Here is a 16,489-nt window from a genome sequence, read left to right as displayed (position 1 = left end):
GAGGCCCCGACCGCCGCCCGGCCGGGGCGCGGCATCCCTAGCCGACGGGGCTCGGTGACGCCTTCCTGGCTTTCCTGGCCTTCCTGGCCTGCTTCGCCTTCTTCTCCCGGGCGTCGCGGGCGAGCAGCGTCTTCTCGTCGATCGGCGCGTCCCCGCTGGCCCGGCGTCGCCGCGTGTACTCGGCGGCTTCCTGCTGGCGCTCCTGTTCGGCGCCGCTGGCGATCGCCGAGCGAAGGTGCTCCTGGCCGTAGCCGAAGGCCTGCACGAGGTCGAGGGCATGGGGCCGGATCTTCACCAGCAGTCGGTTGATGTAGGCGTCGAGGGTACGGGCACGCTGCGCGGAGAGGCGCCCGTTCATGAGGAACCAGGCGAGGTCCTTCTCGATCAGGCACAGGCCGAACAGGTCGCGCAGACGGGTGAGCACCTGGCGCGTCCCCGGGTCGGTGATCCTGTGGACGCCGCGGGTGAACGCCTCCCACTGCAGCAGCTCCGCATGTGCGTGCGCCACCTCGATGAGTTCGTTCTGGTGCTCGTTGAAGAGCGCGGCCGACTGCTCCTGCGACATCCCCTTCGCCCCCCGCAGCGTCGCGGCGAGATCGGCGACGCGGGACTGCACGCGATCGGTCAGTAGATCGTGCTGTGTCTGCTCGTCGCGCAGTGCGATGGCCGACTTCTTGCCCGACCCCGTGTCCGCCAGGGTCTGGGCGACCCGGCGCAGGCCCGAGCGGTGCAGCGTCCGGCCGGCGGCCTGCGATACCGCGTAGCGGGCCAGGACACCGAAGTCCACGCCCTTGAACTCCTTGGCGTAGTCCGTCAGGAGCCGCTTGGCGACGAGCTGCAGCAGGACGTTGTTGTCGCCCTCGAAGGTCACGTACACGTCCAGGTCCGCGCGGAGCGAGGTGAACCGGTTCTCCGCCAGGAAGCCCTGCCCGCCGGTCGCCTCGCGGCACTCCTGGAGGGTGTCGAGGGCGAGCCAGGTGCTCTGGGGCTTGAACGCTGCGGCGAGGGTCTCCAGGTCCTGGCGGTCCCCGTCGGTGTCGTGTTCGCCGGAGAAGACGCCGTCGAACTTCTCGAGGAGCTCCTCGTGCGCGAAGGACGCGGCGTAGGTCGCGGCGAGGCGGGGCAGGAGGCGGCGCTGGTGCCGCTGGTAGTCCATCAGCACCTCCTCGGTGAGGTTCGAGGACGCGTTGAACTGGCGGCGCTGCGTCGAGTAGGTGATCGCAGCCGTGAGGGCGAGCTTGCTGGCGGCGACCGCCGCGCCGTCGAGCGAGACCCGGCCCTGCACGAGGGTTCCGAGCATCGTGAAGAAGCGCCGTCCCGGGGAGGCGATGGGTGAGGTGTAGGTGCCGTCCTCGGCGACGTCGCCGTACCGGTTCAGCAGGTTGGTGCGCGGGATCCGGACGCCCGTGAAGTGCAGGCGGCCGTTGTCGATGCCGTTGAGGCCGCCCTTGATGCCGTCGTCCTCCCCGCCCACGCCGGGCCTGAAGGAGCCGTCCTCGTTGCGCAGTTCCACGTAGAAGCCGTGCACGCCGTGGCTGACCCCGTTGGTGACCAACTGGGCGAACACGACGGCGGCGCGACCGTCGATCGCGCCGTTGCCGATGTAGTCCTTCCAGGCGGCGCGGAAGGGCGTGTCGATGACGAACTCGTCGGTGGAGGGGTCGAACGTGGCAGTGGTGGCGATGCTCGCGACGTCGCTGCCGTGGCCCGTCTCGGTCATCGCGAAACAGCCGGGGATCCGCAGGTCCATGATGCCCGGGAGCCATGCCTCGTGGTGCTGCCGGGTCCCGAGGTGCATCACCGCCGACCCGAAGAGACCCCACTGCACGCCCGCCTTGATCTGCAGGGACGGATCCGCGACGACGAGCTCCTCGAAGCCCGCGATGTTCCCGCCGTGGTCGTCGTTGCCGCCGAGCGCCGCCGGGAACGCGCGGTGGACGGCCTGCTGCTCCACGAGATAGTGGAGCTGGTCGAAGCAGCGCAGCCGGTGATCGGTGTGGGTGAGTCCCTCGATCTTCTGGACCTCGGGACGGCCCGCGAGCTCCCGCGCCGTGCGGCGGATGTGCGCCCACCGGCCGAGGAGCAGTTCCCCGAGCTCGGCGGTGTCGACGGTGGCGTGGTCGTCCTCCGGGATGTCGGCCGTGGCGGGGATCTGCTGCGGCCTGGTGATGGTCTGGGTCATGGCGTGTCCTTCGCGCGTTGGCGGGTTGAGGGATGGGGGGCTGCCGGGGGGACGAGTGCCTCGTACCGGCTGATGCCGTCGAAGAGCCAGCCGGTGATGTGCCGGGCCATCTGCTCCTCGGTCGGTTTGTCGCGGGTGTCGGGGGAGGAGAGCCAGTGCTCACCTGTAGCGCGGACCATGCCGATCGCCGCGGTGGGCCAGTACTCGGGGGCGGCGTCGTCCGGGGCCGACGGCCGGTCGGGGGAGAGCAGGTACCCGCGCATGGGACCGGCGATCATGTCCGTGACGGCGGCGAGGAAGTGCGCGAGAGTGTCCTGGCTGCCGTCGGCCGTGGCGCCCGGCGAGGAGGCACCGGACGACGCCTCGGCGATCCCGACGCGCGTGACGAACGCGTAGACGTTCGGTGAGGTCCGGGCCATCTGCAGGTAGGCGAGCACCATCGCGTACAGGCCCTCCCGCGGCGTGGGCGCGGCCTTCGCGGCGTCGAGCACCTTCTGCTGCATCTGGCCGATGACCACCTCCGCCATCGCCCGCTGCAGGCCGGTCTTGTCCCCGAAATAGCGGTAGTACACGGACTTCGAGGTCTCACCCGCGGTGGCGATGTCCTCCATCGAGGCGCCGGGGCCCAGGGCGTCCACGGCCCGCCGCGCGGTCCTGATCAGCTGGCGCCGCCGCTCGGCCCGGTGTGCCTCCCACCGGCTGGACCTGCCGTCCTGTGCGGGCGCCACGGTGCCCGCGGTCTTCGCGGAGGCGCTCTTCAGGGCGTGACCAAGCTTCATGATACCCAGCGTATCAGGTACGCTAGGTATCGGTAATCCACCCCCTCGCACCAGGAGCATCTCCATGGCAGATCAGGCCGGGGCGTCCAACGCTCCCATCCCCGCGCGCACGGCAGTCGTCATCGGCGGCAACCGCATCCCCTTCGCCCGCTCCGGCGGCGCCTACGCGTACTCGTCCAACAAGGACATGCTCATCGCCGCACTGGACGGCCTCGTGGCTCGTTTCGGACTGCAGGGCGAGCGCATCGGGGAGGTCGCCGCCGGCGCCGTCCTCAAGCACTCCCGCGACTTCAACCTCACACGGGAGGTCGTCCTCGGCTCGGCACTGTCCCCGGAGACCCCCGCCTACGACCTGCAGCAGGCCTGCGCCACGGGCCTCGAGACCGTGGTCGGCCTCTCGAACAAGATCAAGCTCGGGCAGATCGAGTCCGGCATCGCCGGCGGCGTCGACTCCGCCTCGGACGCCCCGATCGCGGTCAGCGAAGGCCTCCGCCGGGTGCTGCTCGACCTCTCCCGCGCCAGGACCACGCAGCAGAAGATCAAGGCCCTCGCCACGCTCCGCCCGAAGGACCTCTCGCCCAACGCGCCCACCACGGGCGAACCCCGCACGGGCCTGTCCATGGGCGAGCACCAGGCGCTCACCACCGCCGCCTGGGAGATCACGCGCGAAGCGCAGGACGAACTCGCCTACCGCAGCCACTCCAACCTCGCGGCCGCCTACGACCGCGGCTTCTTCTCGGACCTCATGACGCCGTACCGGGGCCTGACGAAGGACGCCAACCTGCGGGCGGACACCTCGCTGGAGAAACTGGCGACCCTGAAGCCCGTCTTCGGCAAGGGCCTCGACGCGCCGGCCACCATGACCGCCGGCAACTCCACCCCGCTCACCGACGGCGCCGCCGTCGTCCTGCTCGGCAGCGAGGAGTACGCGCGGTCCAACAACCTCCCGATGCTCGCGACCATCGTCGACGCCGAAGCCGCCGCGGTGGACTTCGTCACCGGCGAGGAGGGCCTGCTGATGGCCCCCGTCCACGCCATGCCCCGCCTGCTGCAGCGCAACGGCCTCACCTTCGAGGACTTCGACTTCTTCGAGATCCACGAGGCCTTCGCCGGGACGGTCCTCAGCTCCCTCGCGGCGTGGGAGGACGCGGACTACTGCAAGCGCGTCCTCGGGCTCGACGGCGCCCTCGGCAGCATCGACCGCGCGAAGCTCAACGTCAACGGATCCTCCCTCGCGGCCGGCCACCCGTTCGCCGCCACGGGCGGGCGCATCGTCGCCTCGCTCGCCAAGACCCTCTCCGAGAAGGGCGGCCGCGGCCTCATCTCCGTCTGCGCCGCCGGCGGCCAGGGCGTCGTCGCGATCCTCGAGGCGAGGTAGGCATGACCGACAACTACCTGGACCTCGTGAACACACCCCTGCCCGGGAAGATCGCCAAGGCCCTCGGCCTGCCGCGCCCCTCCGTGCTGCGCCGCTACACACCGGGGGAACCCATCGCCGCGAAGCCGGTCCTCGTCACCGGGTCGGGTGCCGGGGCGGAGGCGCTCGCCGACGTCCTGCTCGGCTGGGACGTGGAGGTGCGGCGCCACGTGCTGCCGGGCGAGAAGCTCAGCGCCGCCGTCGTCGTGCTGGACCGTGCTGCCTCGCCCGAGGATCTCGCGGGCCCCCTGCTCGAACTCGGGCAGGCGGCCAGGGTGCTGGTCCCCGGCGGCCGTGTCGTGGCGGTCTTCCGCTCCGCCGCGGACACCACGGACCCCGCCGTGGCCGCGGCGCGCCAAGGCATCGACGGCGCCATCCGCTCCGTCGCCCGCGAACTGCGTGGCGGGGCCACCGCCAACGGCATCGTCCTGCGTGCGGGCGCGACGACGACGGACGCCACGACGCTCGGAGCCCTCCGGTTCTTCCTGTCCGGCCGGAGCGCCTATGTGGACGGCCAGTTCCTCGAGGTGTCCGGGACGCCGGCGGAGGGCGTCGCCGGACTCGCCGCCGCGACGGCGGCGGTGGGGGAGGGCGTGCCCGACCAGCCGCTGGCCGGCAGGACGGCCGTGGTCACCGGAGCGGCCCGCGGCATCGGCGCGAAGATCGCCGAGACCCTCGCCCGCGACGGAGCCCGCGTGGTCGCCGTCGACGTCCCTGCGGCGGGCGAGCAGCTCGCGCAGGTCGCGAACCGGGTGGGCGGGACCGCCCTGCAGATCGACATCACCGCCCCCGACGCGGCGGCCCGGATCCTCGAGCACGTCGGCGGTCGGTACGGCACCCTCGACATCGTGGTGCACAACGCCGGCATCACACGGGACAAGCTGCTGGCCAACATGGACGCCTCCCGGTGGGACGCGGTGATCGCCGTGAACATCGCCTCCCAGCTGCGTATGAACGAGCAGTTCCTGGCCTCGCCGGTCTTCTCCACGACGGGGCGGATCATCAGCCTCGCCTCGACGAGCGGCATCGCCGGCAACCGCGGGCAGAGCAACTACGCCGCGTCGAAGGCCGGCGTGATCGGCATGGTCCGTGCGCAGGCGGCCTCGTTCGACGGCGCCGGGCGGACGATCAACGCCGTCGCTCCCGGCTTCATCGAGACGGACATGACGGCGAAGATCCCGCCCCTCACCCGTCAGGTGGCACGCCGGCTCAGCAGCCTGCAGCAGGGCGGCCTCCCCGTGGACGTGGCGGAGGCGATCGCCTTCCTGGCCTCCGACGCCGCGGCGGGCGTCAACGGGCAGGTCCTCCGGGTGTGCGGCCAGAACCTGGTGGGCGCATGAGCGGCACATCCCGCGAGGAGGTGACGCTGCCCGACGTGCCGGCCCTGCCCGGCCTGTACCGCCGGGCCCTCGCCCTGGCCGCACGGCGGACGATGCGCCGGGCACCCGTCGCGCTCGCGGTCCCGGCCGTGCAGCACCGCGTCGACGGCGTCCGGGTGGACCTGTTGGCCCTCACGCGGTTCCAGCAGCTGCTCGGCTCCGCGGCACGGGATGCGGTGCCCTCCGCCTACGTCCACACGCTGGCCTTCCCGGTGGCCATGAGCGTCCTCGTACGGCCCGACTTCCCGCTGCCCCTGCTCGGCATGGTGCACCTCAGCAACGAGGTGCGGCAGGCGCGCCGGATCGACGCGTCGGAGGCGCTCGACGTCGTCGCCTGGGCGGAGCACCTGCGCCCGCACGCCGCCGGGACGCAGGTCGACGTCGTCCTCGAGGTGCGCGTCGGAGCCGACCTCGTGTGGACCGGCCGGTCCGTCTACCTCGCGCGCGGCGTCCGGCTCGACACCGCCGGGACCGGGGGGCGCCGGGACGAGGAGCGGCCGGCGTTCACGGCGCCCACGCCCACGGGTCTCTGGCGGCTCGGTGCGGACACGGGACGGCGCTACGCCGCGGTCTCGGGGGACTGGAACCCCATCCACCTCAGCCCGCTGACGGCGAAGGCGCTCGGGATGAAGACGGCGATCGCGCACGGCATGTACCTCGCCGCCCGCATGGTGGACCAGGCCGTCCCCGCGCCGTCCGGGCCCCTGCACTGGCGCATCGACTTCGCGACGCCCGTGCTCCTGCCCGGGAGCGTCACGACGTCCTTCGCCCGGGCCGGGGACACCGGACACCGGACGGACGTCGTCGGCTGGTCCGCGAAGCGCCGTCACCCCCACTTCACCGGCTGGGTGCGCGCCGAATAGTTCCACGCCGGCCGGGCCCTGTCCAGACGCGCGGCGATTTTCGGGGGCAATCCGTGGAAAATGCGTCGTTCGGCTGGGCAGGGACCGCCCGCCCGGGGCAGACTCCGACTATCAGCCCCCGACGGCTGACCCATCGTATGGAAAGAGGAGTTTCGTGAACTCTCGAGGTCTCAAAGCAGGGCTGATCACCGCGTCGGCCCTGATGGCATCGGCGCTGATGGCAGCAGGTCCCGTCCAGGCAGCACCGACGGCGCCCCCGGCCGAAGCCGCCACCGTGTCCCACGTGCAGAACCAGGACCAGGCCGCACTCGACGCCTACTGGACGCCGGACAGGATGAAGAACGCGAAGCCCGCGAACACCATCAACTCCGGCTGGGCCGCCGAAGGCCGCTCGGTCCTGCCGAAGGCAGGGGAGCAGTCCGTGGCGAAGGCCCCGAAGGAACCCGCGGCGGAGACCCGCGCCACCGCCCAGACCACGGTCCCGCGCATCGGGAAGGTGTTCTTCACCCAGGGCGGGCAGAACTACGTCTGCTCCGGCAACTCGGTCCAGAGCGGGAACCAGAGTGTCGTTGCCACCGCGGGACACTGCACGCACGATCTCGCGACCGGCTGGGTCACGAACTTCGTCTTCGTCCCCGCCTACAACAACGGCGCGGCACCCTACGGCAAGTTCACCGCGCGGTCCCTGGTCTCGACCAGCGAGTGGGTGTCCCGCAACGACATCAGCTACGACGGCGCCTTCGCCGTCATGAACACGCTCAACGGCAAGACGCTCGCCGCCACCGTCGGCGCCTCGAGTATCGGCTTCAACATGGCGCGCGGCCTCACCTACAGCGCCTACGGCTACCCGGCAGCCTCGCCGTTCAACGGCGAGCGCCTGTTCAGCTGCTACGGGAAGGCCTCCGCGGACCGCATCGGCGGCACCCAGTCGCAGGGCATCCCGTGCGACATGACCGGCGGTTCCTCCGGCGGCCCGTGGTTCGTCGGCTCCGGATCCACCGGGACGCAGAACTCGGTCAACAGCTTCGGCTACAACACGCAGAGCAACGTGATGTACGGCCCGTACTTCGGCAGCTCCATCCAGACCGCGTACTCCACGGCCGCCAGCCGATAGTCCGGCGGTAGACCAGCGGTAGACCAGCAGGAGCCCGATCGGCAGGGCACGCACGGGCGGTTCCCCTCGCGGGGGACCGCCCGTGCGGCGTTCCGCCCAAATCAGGGGCAGGACGCCCCTAGACTGGGCGCATGACCGGCTTCGACCTCCTCACCCGCGCGGCGGACCTCGACGCCGCAGATCCCCTCGGCCCGCACCGTGCGCTGTTCCTCGGCACGAACGACGACGCCGTGCTCTCCTACCTCGACGGCAATTCCCTCGGCCGCCCGCTCACCGCGACGATGGACGGACTGGCCTCCTTCGTCCGGGACCAGTGGGGCGGTCGCCTGATCCGTGGGTGGGACGAGGGGTGGCTCGGGCAGGCGGAGCGGATCGGCGACCAGCTGGGCCGGGTGGCGCTCGGAGCGGCCGCCGGGCAGTGCGTCGTCGCGGACTCGACGAGCGTCCTCCTCTACAAGCTGGCACGCGCGGCAGTGGCGGCGCGCCCCGGGCGGACGGAGATCGTCATCGACCGCGACAACTTCCCGACGGACCGCTTCATCGTCGAGGGGATCGCCCGCGAGCGCGGCCTGACGCTGCGCTGGATCGATGTCGCGTACGACGGCGGGGCGACACCCGCGGACGTCGCCGCCGCCGTCGGACCCGACACCGCCCTCGTGCTGCTCAGCCACGTGGCGTACCGTTCCGGGTTCATCGCCGACGTCCCCGCCATCACGGGCATCGCACACGACGCCGGGGCCCTCGTCCTCTGGGACCTCAGCCACTCCGTGGGGTCCGTTCCGGCGGACCTCGACGCCTGGGACGTCGACTTCGCGGCAGGGTGCAGCTACAAGTACCTCAACGGCGGACCGGGAGCCCCGGCCTGGGCCTACGTCGCGGAGCGGCACCTGCCGACCCTCGACCAGCCGATCCTCGGCTGGCTGGGCAGCGCGGACCCGTTCGCCATGGGCGCCGCCTACCAGCCCGCCGACGGCATCCGACGGCTGGTCTCGGGCACCCCGCCGATCGTCGGTATGCTCCCGATGCAGGACATGATCACCCTCATCGAGGAGGTCGGCATGCCCGCCGTCCGGGCGAAGTCCGAGGACCTGACCGCCTTCGCCGTCGACGCCGTCGACGCCGTCCTGGCCCCGTACGGCGTGGTCCTCGCCTCGCCGCGTGCCGCGCAGGACCGCGGCGGCCACATCACCGTCGACCATCCCGCCTTCGCCGGGATGGTGCCGGAGCTGTGGCAGGACGGCGTCATCCCCGACTACCGCAACCCGAACGGGATCCGGCTGGGCCTCTCCCCGCTGTCGACGTCGTTCCGCGAGGTCGCGCTCGCCGTCGGGGCCATCGCCGCACGACTGGAGCAGGCGGCACACGGGGCCGGCGCCGATCGCCTCCATCCGGCGGCCCGCGGCGCCGGGTAGGGATCAGCGGTGGACACCCTGCCCGGGGAACTCTGGGAGCGGATCACCGACGGCTTCCTCCGGGTGGCCCCGCCCGCCATCGGTGCCACGGGACTCGTCCTGCTCGTCGTGGTGGCCGTCGCCCTCTCGGTGCCCCGGCGCTCCTGGCGGATCTTCGGACTGTTCGTCACGGTGGTCCACGAACTCGGTCATGCGGCCGCCGCCCTGCTGACCCTGCAGCGCGTCACCGGGATCACTCTCCGCCTCGACCACTCGGGCACGACGACGAGCCGCGCCCGCCGGGGTTGGCGGGCGGCGTTCACGACCTTCTGGGGCTACCCGGTGCCCGCCGTCGTCGGCTCCCTGCTCCTCTGGGGCGCCGCGTACGGCTGGGCGCCGGCCGCCCTGTCGCTCGGCGCGGTGCTCCTGGTGGCGGCCCTGGTGCTGATCCGGAACGGGCAGGGCGTGCTCATCCTCGGGGGCAGCGCAGCGGTGTCCCTCGGGCTCGTCTGGTTCGGGGGAGCGGCCCCGGCGGGCTATGCCTGCCTGGTGCTGGGCGTCGCGTTGCTGGTGGGGGCGTGCCGTGACTGGGTGAAGGTGGCCGGCGTCCACCGACGACGGCGGGACCTCGCCTCGTCCGACGCCCACCTGCTCCGCCTGGCGACCCGCGTGCCGTCGCCGGTCTGGCTCGGCCTGTTCGCCCTGGTCATCGCCTCGGCGGTTGCCCTGTCCGTGGCGCCGCTGGCCCTGATCGCGGCGGCGTCGTCCTGATCTCAGGTGTCGCCGTGCTGGAGGTGCCCTGAGCTGTAGGGGGCTCCCTGCTGGCGGCAGAGGTCGTCGTAGAGTTCGTTGACGGCCTGCGAGATGAAGTCCCGCTCCGTCTCAGGGAGGTCGATCAGGCCGTTCAGGTAGGCGGTGACCTCGTACTCGTCTACGCCCCCGCCCATGCTCGAGTAGTGCTCCCAGAGGTCACGGACGGAGATGTTCGCGCGCTTCATGGCGTCGCAGGTCAGGGCATGCTGGTCCTGGTCGCGCTTCTTGGCGGGTTCCATGCCGACTGTGCGGTCGGAACCAGTGCGGCAGTCGTCGTCCATGTAGTCCCTTCCCTTCCTGCGATGCAGTGCGGTCGGTGGTCACTCTTCCTTCAACAATAGTCGGGAAGGATTCTCGACGACAGGACGCCGCCACGGTTGCAGTTCGCCCGGTCGAGGTATCCGCCCTTTCCTGGCGCAGTCGGACGAGGCGCCCGCCGGCGCGGGGGCGCCCGCCGATTCACCATCCGGGCCTCGGTCGTGTTAGAGTCTTTCTCGTTGCTTTCGCCGGTTTCTACGGTGAAAAACCACCCGCGCGGGTGGCGGAATGGCAGACGCGCTAGCTTGAGGTGCTAGTCCTCTTATTGAGGGTGGGGGTTCAAGTCCCCCTCCGCGCACAGTGAAGCCCCTGGTCAGAGAAATCTGGCCGGGGGCTTTCTCGTGTCCTCGAGCAGGGAGGGACGTGATGGCCGCATTCCAGCCCAAGTGCTCTTGACCCTCCCGGACGGCAGGTCCATTCTGGTCTCGCGAATCCGGCAGGTCCTGCCGATCGGCAGGACCCTGGAGAAAGCGGTCGCTACCCACCACCGGAGGTCATGATGCCAGGTCTGGTCAGGAAGAACTTCGACGCCCCCGAGGAGACGCGTCCCTTCGAGGGGGATACGGGCCATCTGCAGCTCGTCGGCTCGGGGACGGGGGTGGTGGGCCGCGCCACCTTCCAGCCCGGCTGGCGCTGGTCCGAGCACGTCAAGCCGATCGCCGGCACCGACAGCTGCCAGTCCGCGCACGTGGGCTACTTCGTCTCCGGCCGGATGACGGTCGTCATGGACGACGGGGAGGAGATGGAGTACGGGCCGGGCGACGTCGCGGTCATGGCCCCCGGGCACGACGCCTGGGTCGTGGGGGACGCACCCTGCGTCTTCATCGACTGGCAGGGGTTCGCCGACTACGCCAGAGGCTGACCCCGAGGCACCAGCTCCGTTCGGACAGCACGGCAGGCGTCGACGAGACCACAGGACGAGACCACAGGATGGCGCGCTTTCTGCCGCTGGTCACGTACCGGGTCTCCAGAGATGATCCGGAGTCGGAGGAGGGCGTCGACTGGACGGGAAGCCATCACGGGGAGCTCGACGGCAGTCCCCTCGGCAGCGCGCACGGCGACGCCTGTCCCCATGACGACACCGTTCATGAACGCGCCGGCCGCCCTGGCAACACGACGGCCGCCCCGGTGGAGGCCGACCGGCCTGATCCGACCGGGGCCTCTCCGTGTCCACGGGCAAGCCGGCGTCGTCATGGCGCACGCGCTCGGTAGGCTGGAGGCGCAACCGCTACCGAGGAGGACCACGTGGGCATCACACCCGAAGATGAAGTCGTCAGGATCTGCCAGGAACTGATCCGCATCGATACCTCGAACTTCGGGGACAACGCCGGTCCGGGGGAGCGGAAGGCCGCCGAGTACACGGCCGCGCTCATCGAGGAGGTGGGACTCCCCACCCAGCTGTTCGAAGCCGCCCCTGGCCGCACCTCGGTGCTCGCCCGCATGGAGGGCTCCGACTCCTCGCTGCCCGCCCTCGTGGTGCACGGGCACCTCGACGTCGTCCCCGCGCAGAAGGAGGACTGGACGGTCGATCCCTTCGGCGGGGAGGAGAAGGACGGCCTCATCTGGGGTCGGGGCGCCGTGGACATGAAGGACATGGACGCCATGATCCTGTCCGTCCTGCGCTCCATGCAGCGGAACGGCATCAAGCCCCGGCGGGACCTCATCTTCGGGTTCTTCGCCGACGAGGAGGCCGGCGGCGCCTACGGTGCGTCCTGGCTCGTGGACAACAAACCGGAACTCTTCGAGGGAGCCACGGAGGCCATCTCCGAGGTGGGCGGGTTCTCCGCGACGATCGGCGGGCAGCGCACCTACCTCCTGCAGACGGCGGAGAAGGGCATCTCCTGGCTGCGCCTCGTGGCCCACGGCCGCGCGGGGCACGGTTCGCAGATCAACACCGACAACGCGGTCACCGCCCTCGCGCGTGCCGTCACCCGCATCGGGGACCACGCCTGGCCCATCGAACTGACGCCCACCACGCGGCAGTTCCTCGACGGCGTCACCGAGCTGACCGGCGTCGAGTTCGACCCCGACAACCCGGACGTGCTCCTCAGGGAGCTCGGCACCGTGGCGCGCTTCGTCGGGGCGACCCTGCAGAACACCGCGAACCCCACCGTGCTCAAGAGCGGCTACAAGCACAACGTGATCCCCGGGACCGCCGAGGCGCTGATCGACGTGCGCACCCTGCCCGGCCAGCAGGACCAGGTGCTGGAGATCATCCGCGGTCTCGCGGGCGACGGCGTCGAGGTGAGCTACGAGCACAAGGACACCTCCCTCGAGGTACCGTTCGCCGGCAACCTCGTGGACTCGATGATCGATGCCCTGCACGCGGAGGACCCGGGCGCGAAGGTCCTTCCCTACACGCTCTCGGGCGGCACCGACAACAAGTCGCTGAGCCGTCTCGGCATCACGGGGTACGGCTTCGCGCCCCTGCAACTGCCCGACGAGCTCGATTTCACCGGCATGTTCCACGGCGTCGACGAGCGCGTCCCCACGGACTCGCTGCGCTTCGGGGCGAGGGTGCTCTCCCGCCTGCTGACCACCTACTGAGCTGGATCCGACGACCGAGCAGGATCCGACCACCGCTGGAGGCGCCATGACCCTCACGACGACGACCGACGACCTCGGGCAGCTCCTGCCCGATGACCTGCTGGAACGGTTCCGGGGACGGGCGGCAGGCCATGACGCCGCGAACACCTTCTTCGCCGAGGATTTCGACGACCTGACAGCGGTCGGGTACCTGCGCCTGCTGGCGGACACCCCGCCCGGCGACGCCGGCGGGATGGCCCGGGCCGCCGCGGCCCAGCGCCGACTGGCGGCGGCGGCCCCCGCCACGGCGCTCGGCATCAACATGCACCTGGTCTGGACGGCCGTCGCCGGTCTCCTCGCGGACCGCGGCGACTCCTCGCTGCGCTTCGTCCTCGACGAGGCCGCGCAGGGCGAGGTGTTCGCTTTCGGCGTCTCCGAGCCCGGCAACGACGCCGTCCTCTTCGACTCGCTGACCCGCGTGGACCGCCTCCCCGACGGCGGCTTCGCGTACACCGGCACGAAGGTCTTCACGAGCCTCTCACCCGTGTGGACCCGCCTCGGGATCTTCGGGAAGCTCGACGGCGAGGACGGCGGGGACGCTGCAATCCTCCACGCGTTCGTCCCGCGCGGCACGCCCGGCGTGGAGATCCTCGAGGACTGGAATCCGCTGGGAATGCGCGCCACCCGGTCGAACACGACCCGCCTGGACGGCGTGCGCGTGCCCGCGGACGCGGTCTTCCGCACCCTGCCGGTGGGACCCAATGCCGACCCGCTGGTCTTCGGGATCTTCGCGGCGTTCGAGACGCTCATCGCGTCCGTCTACCTCGGCATCGCGGACCGCGCCCTCGACCTCGCGGCGGCTGCGTTGACGCGTCGACGGAGCCATGTGGGGGACCGCCCGCTGGCCGACGATCCCGTGCTGCGGAACCTGCTGGCCGGGCCCGGCATGCAGCGGATCGGCGTGGCCGCCGAGCTCCGGCAGGTCACCCAGGACCTGGACGCACGGGCGGGCGCGGTGGCCGAGTGGTTCGCGCGCCTCGTGACACTGAAGACCCACGCCGTGGAGGCCGCGGTGGCTGCCACGACGGCGGCGCTGCATGTGGGCGGGGGGTCGGGGTTCTCGGCGTCGTCGGAGGTGGTCCGCCTCCACCGCGACGCCCTGGCCGGGCAGTTCCATCCCTCGACGGAGGAGTCGGCACGTGCCACGGTCGCGGCTGCGCTGTTGGGACCGCCGTCGGCCTGACGGGCCCACTCGGCCTCTGCGACGCAGCCGGTCTCAGGCGGTGCGCTCGACGCGGAGGACCTTCCGGCGCAGCCAGTACCGCCGGCCACCGCCCATGTAGATGCAGCTCCGCTCGAGTTCCCACTTGCCGTACTCCGCGTGCTCCGCGACGAGCTTGCGCGCGGCGGGCAGCGGTTCCCCGGCGTTCACCGTGAGGACCAGGTATTCGTACTGCCGCCCATAGTCGCGCTCCCGGACGGCTGTCGCATTCAGAAAATGTTCTCGCATGTTCCTCCAATTCCGTCCACTTTACCGATAACGTCGAGCCATGAGCATAGATCCGCGCGTGGCGCTCCAGTCCCTCGTGACGGCCCTCGAGGAGCACCTCGCGGCGTCGGCATCACGACGGCGCGAGGACGACCCGGCCGTGGAAGCGGCCTACGTGGGGATCGCCGACGCCTTCGAGGTCTACGAGGAGGCTCTCTACGACGCCTTCGGGGAGAGCCTCCCCCTCGACATCTACGAGGACGACGAGGACGAGGACGACGACGAGGACGCCGAGTACGCGTCGCGCCTCGTGGAGGCCGAAGTCGAGAACTAGGGGACGGATCCTGCGGCGTCGCCGGACCCGAGGCGGCCAGGCCGCCGGATCCCAGCCGCCGTCCTAGGCGGAGACCTCGTCGAGGACCGCCGCGATGGGGTCGGCGACGGGCGAGGCGCTGGTCTGCAGGATCTCCTTGAGCTGCTGCGGCGTCCTGGCGCCCACGATCGCGGAGGCCACGCCGGGCCGGTGCAGGAGCCAGCGCAGGGCGAGTTCGTGGGGTTGCAGATCGAGCCCCCGCGCGGCCGTGCACAGCGCCTCCGTGACGCGCTGCGGCTTCCCGGCGAGATAGGGCTCCACGTACGGCGCCCACACGTCGGAGGCGCCGCGGGATTCCGTGGGGATCCTCCCGCGGTACTTGCCGGTCAGCACGCCCCGGCCGAGGGGCCCCCAGGCGAGCACTGCGGCCCCGAACGCCTCGACGGCGGGGAGTACGTCCCGCTCGGCGCCGCGGTTCACGAGCGAGTACTCGACGTCGTTCACGAGGAGCGGGAAGGACGCCGTCGCGGCCGCCCGCGCGAACTCCCAGCCGGCGTACCCGGAGACGCCGACGTAGCGGGCACGGCCGGTCACGTAGGCGGCCTCCAGCGCGCTGAGCGTCTCCTGCAGCGGGACGGCGGAGTCGGGGGAGGGCGCGAGCCAGATGTCGACGTGGTCCGTCCCGAGCAGCGACAGGGAGGCGTCGAGCGAGTCGAGCAGGCCCCGGCGCGATCCGTCGAGGCGCCGGCTGCCGGTACGGGTGGTACCGCCCTGCGCCACGAGGACGAGTTCCGAGCGGGCCACGGTGTCGCCGATGAAGCCGCCGAGGATCGCCTCCGCCTGGCCCTCGCCGTAGCGCGCAGCGGTCTCGACGAGCGTGCCCCCGGCGTCGGTGAACAGGCGCAGCTGCTCCCGCGCGGCCTCCTCGGACACCTCCTGGCCCCAGTTCATGGTGCCCAGCCCCAGAGCGGACACGGTCAGGCCGCTCATCCCCACATTTCGCCGTTGCATGAGGGCAAGCCTAAGCCTGGCGCCGGCCGGATGGCGGCGGGCCGTGCCGTATGGCTTAGGGTTTCAAGGGTGAATTGGATAGAAGCAATCATCCTGGGGTTCGTCCAGGGCCTTACGGAATTCCTACCCATTTCATCGAGCGCACACCTGCGGATCGTCGGTGAGTTCCTCCCCGGCGCGGAGGATCCGGGGGCAGCGTTCACCGCCATCACCCAGCTGGGGACCGAGACCGCCGTCGTCGTGTTCTTCTGGAAGGACATCGTGCGGATCGTGGCGGCCTGGTTCGGTGCTCTGAGGGGCACCGTCCCGCGGGACGACCCGGATGCGCGTATGGGCTGGCTGGTCATCATCGGCAGCGTGCCCATCGTGGTGCTCGGCCTCCTGTTCCAGGACCAGATCGAGAGCTCCTTCCGCAGCATGTGGATCGTCGCCACCATGCTGATCGTCTTCGGGCTCATCCTGGCGGTCGCCGACGCCGTCGGACGGCAGACGCGCGACCTGAAGAGCCTCACCTACCGTCACGGCATCCTCTACGGGCTGGCGCAGGCGCTGGCGCTGATCCCCGGTGTGTCACGCTCGGGTGGCACCATCACCGCCGGCCTCCTGATGGGCTACACGCGGGAGGCCGCCGCGCGCTACTCGTTCCTGCTGGCCATCCCCGCCGTGTTCGGCAGCGGCGTGTTCCAGCTCGTGAAGAGCTTCGACGAGACCGGTCCGTACGGGCTCGGGGAGACCGCCCTCGCCACCGTCGTGGCCTTCCTGGTCGGGTTCGCCATCATCGGCTGGTTCCTCCGGTACGTCACCACACGCGGCTACGGGCTCTTCGTCTGGTACCGGATCCTCCTCGGCCTCGCCCTGTACGTGCTGCTCGGCCTCGGCGTCATCAGCGCCTGA

At 71.1% G+C, this 16,489-nt stretch carries 16 protein-coding genes and 1 tRNA gene; 12 read left to right on the top strand and 5 right to left on the bottom strand.

Annotated elements, in window-relative coordinates:
• Window positions 1-37: 37 nt before the first annotated feature.
• Both C4K88_RS04750 and C4K88_RS04745 read right to left on the bottom strand, forming a co-directional pair.
• The gene (locus C4K88_RS04750) at window positions 38-2,182 is read right to left on the bottom strand and encodes an acyl-CoA dehydrogenase family protein (protein WP_104120490.1); all 2,145 of its coding nucleotides are present in this window, start codon (window positions 2,180-2,182) and stop codon (window positions 38-40) included.
• Window positions 2,179-2,961: a TetR/AcrR family transcriptional regulator gene (locus tag C4K88_RS04745; RefSeq protein WP_104120489.1), complete on the bottom strand. Its 783-nt coding sequence runs from the start codon at window positions 2,959-2,961 to the stop codon at window positions 2,179-2,181. Before C4K88_RS04745 ends, C4K88_RS04750 begins: the two co-directional genes overlap by 4 nt.
• 64 nt (window positions 2,962-3,025) lie before the next feature.
• Here C4K88_RS04745 and C4K88_RS04740 point away from each other — a divergent pair, with 64 nt between their 5' ends.
• From C4K88_RS04740 to C4K88_RS04715, 6 genes are all read left to right on the top strand, one after another.
• Window positions 3,026-4,339 (top strand): acetyl-CoA C-acetyltransferase, encoded by a 1,314-nt coding sequence (locus tag C4K88_RS04740; RefSeq protein WP_104120488.1) that lies wholly within the window; start codon window positions 3,026-3,028, stop codon window positions 4,337-4,339.
• A gap of 2 nt (window positions 4,340-4,341) precedes the next feature.
• The gene (locus C4K88_RS04735) at window positions 4,342-5,718 is read left to right on the top strand and encodes a 3-oxoacyl-ACP reductase (RefSeq protein ID WP_104120487.1); all 1,377 of its coding nucleotides are present in this window, start codon (window positions 4,342-4,344) and stop codon (window positions 5,716-5,718) included.
• Complete coding sequence (locus tag C4K88_RS04730; protein WP_104120486.1) at window positions 5,715-6,620, top strand: MaoC/PaaZ C-terminal domain-containing protein; 906 nt, start codon at window positions 5,715-5,717, stop codon at window positions 6,618-6,620. Before C4K88_RS04735 ends, C4K88_RS04730 begins: the two co-directional genes overlap by 4 nt.
• Before the next feature lie 154 nt (window positions 6,621-6,774).
• Window positions 6,775-7,734 (top strand): trypsin-like serine peptidase, encoded by a 960-nt coding sequence (locus tag C4K88_RS04725; protein WP_241521707.1) that lies wholly within the window; start codon window positions 6,775-6,777, stop codon window positions 7,732-7,734.
• Between the two features lie 131 nt (window positions 7,735-7,865).
• Complete coding sequence (locus C4K88_RS04720; protein WP_104120485.1) at window positions 7,866-9,146, top strand: kynureninase; 1,281 nt, start codon at window positions 7,866-7,868, stop codon at window positions 9,144-9,146.
• Window positions 9,147-9,155: 9 nt separating this feature from the next.
• Entirely contained in the window at window positions 9,156-9,896 is a 741-nt protein-coding gene (locus tag C4K88_RS04715; RefSeq protein ID WP_104120484.1) for a M50 family metallopeptidase, read from the top strand.
• Window positions 9,897-9,898: 2 nt separating this feature from the next.
• On the opposite strand, the gene C4K88_RS04710 is transcribed toward C4K88_RS04715, so the two are convergent.
• Complete coding sequence (locus C4K88_RS04710) at window positions 9,899-10,177, bottom strand: hypothetical protein (RefSeq protein ID WP_146065621.1); 279 nt, start codon at window positions 10,175-10,177, stop codon at window positions 9,899-9,901.
• Between the two features lie 293 nt (window positions 10,178-10,470).
• Between C4K88_RS04710 and C4K88_RS04705 the strand changes: the two genes are divergently transcribed.
• The 4 genes from C4K88_RS04705 to C4K88_RS04690 all read left to right on the top strand — a co-directional run bounded on the left by C4K88_RS04705 (window position 10,471) and on the right by C4K88_RS04690 (window position 14,025).
• Window positions 10,471-10,554 (top strand) — tRNA-Leu (locus C4K88_RS04705).
• A gap of 198 nt (window positions 10,555-10,752) precedes the next feature.
• Window positions 10,753-11,118 carry a cupin domain-containing protein gene (locus tag C4K88_RS04700; RefSeq protein WP_241521706.1) on the top strand — a complete coding sequence of 122 codons (366 nt, stop codon included), beginning with the start codon at window positions 10,753-10,755 and terminating at the stop codon, window positions 11,116-11,118.
• Window positions 11,119-11,501: 383 nt separating this feature from the next.
• Window positions 11,502-12,803: a M20/M25/M40 family metallo-hydrolase gene (locus C4K88_RS04695; RefSeq protein WP_104120481.1), complete on the top strand. Its 1,302-nt coding sequence runs from the start codon at window positions 11,502-11,504 to the stop codon at window positions 12,801-12,803.
• 46 nt (window positions 12,804-12,849) lie between these two features.
• The gene (locus tag C4K88_RS04690; protein WP_104120480.1) at window positions 12,850-14,025 is read left to right on the top strand and encodes an acyl-CoA dehydrogenase family protein; all 1,176 of its coding nucleotides are present in this window, start codon (window positions 12,850-12,852) and stop codon (window positions 14,023-14,025) included.
• Between the two features lie 33 nt (window positions 14,026-14,058).
• Here C4K88_RS04690 and C4K88_RS04685 read toward each other — a convergent pair whose 3' ends face one another.
• Window positions 14,059-14,292 carry a DUF5703 family protein gene (locus tag C4K88_RS04685; protein ID WP_104120479.1) on the bottom strand — a complete coding sequence of 78 codons (234 nt, stop codon included), beginning with the start codon at window positions 14,290-14,292 and terminating at the stop codon, window positions 14,059-14,061.
• A 40-nt stretch (window positions 14,293-14,332) separates the two neighbouring features.
• On the opposite strand from C4K88_RS04685, the gene C4K88_RS04680 reads away from it, so the two are divergent.
• Entirely contained in the window at window positions 14,333-14,605 is a 273-nt protein-coding gene (locus C4K88_RS04680; protein ID WP_104120478.1) for a hypothetical protein, read from the top strand.
• 63 nt (window positions 14,606-14,668) lie between these two features.
• Here the strand turns inward: C4K88_RS04680 and C4K88_RS04675 are convergent, their stop codons facing one another.
• On the bottom strand, window positions 14,669-15,595 hold the full coding sequence (locus C4K88_RS04675) for an aldo/keto reductase (RefSeq protein WP_104120477.1): 927 nt from the start codon (window positions 15,593-15,595) through the stop codon (window positions 14,669-14,671).
• A 69-nt stretch (window positions 15,596-15,664) separates the two neighbouring features.
• Between C4K88_RS04675 and C4K88_RS04670 the strand changes: the two genes are divergently transcribed.
• Window positions 15,665-16,489, top strand: coding sequence for an undecaprenyl-diphosphate phosphatase (locus tag C4K88_RS04670; protein WP_104120476.1), 825 nt, complete (start codon window positions 15,665-15,667; stop codon window positions 16,487-16,489).

The sequence above is a fragment of the Arthrobacter pityocampae genome (assembly GCF_002927275.1).
Classification (GTDB): domain Bacteria; phylum Actinomycetota; class Actinomycetes; order Actinomycetales; family Micrococcaceae; genus Arthrobacter_D; species Arthrobacter_D pityocampae.
This window is presented reverse-complemented; position numbering and strand designations above follow the sequence as displayed.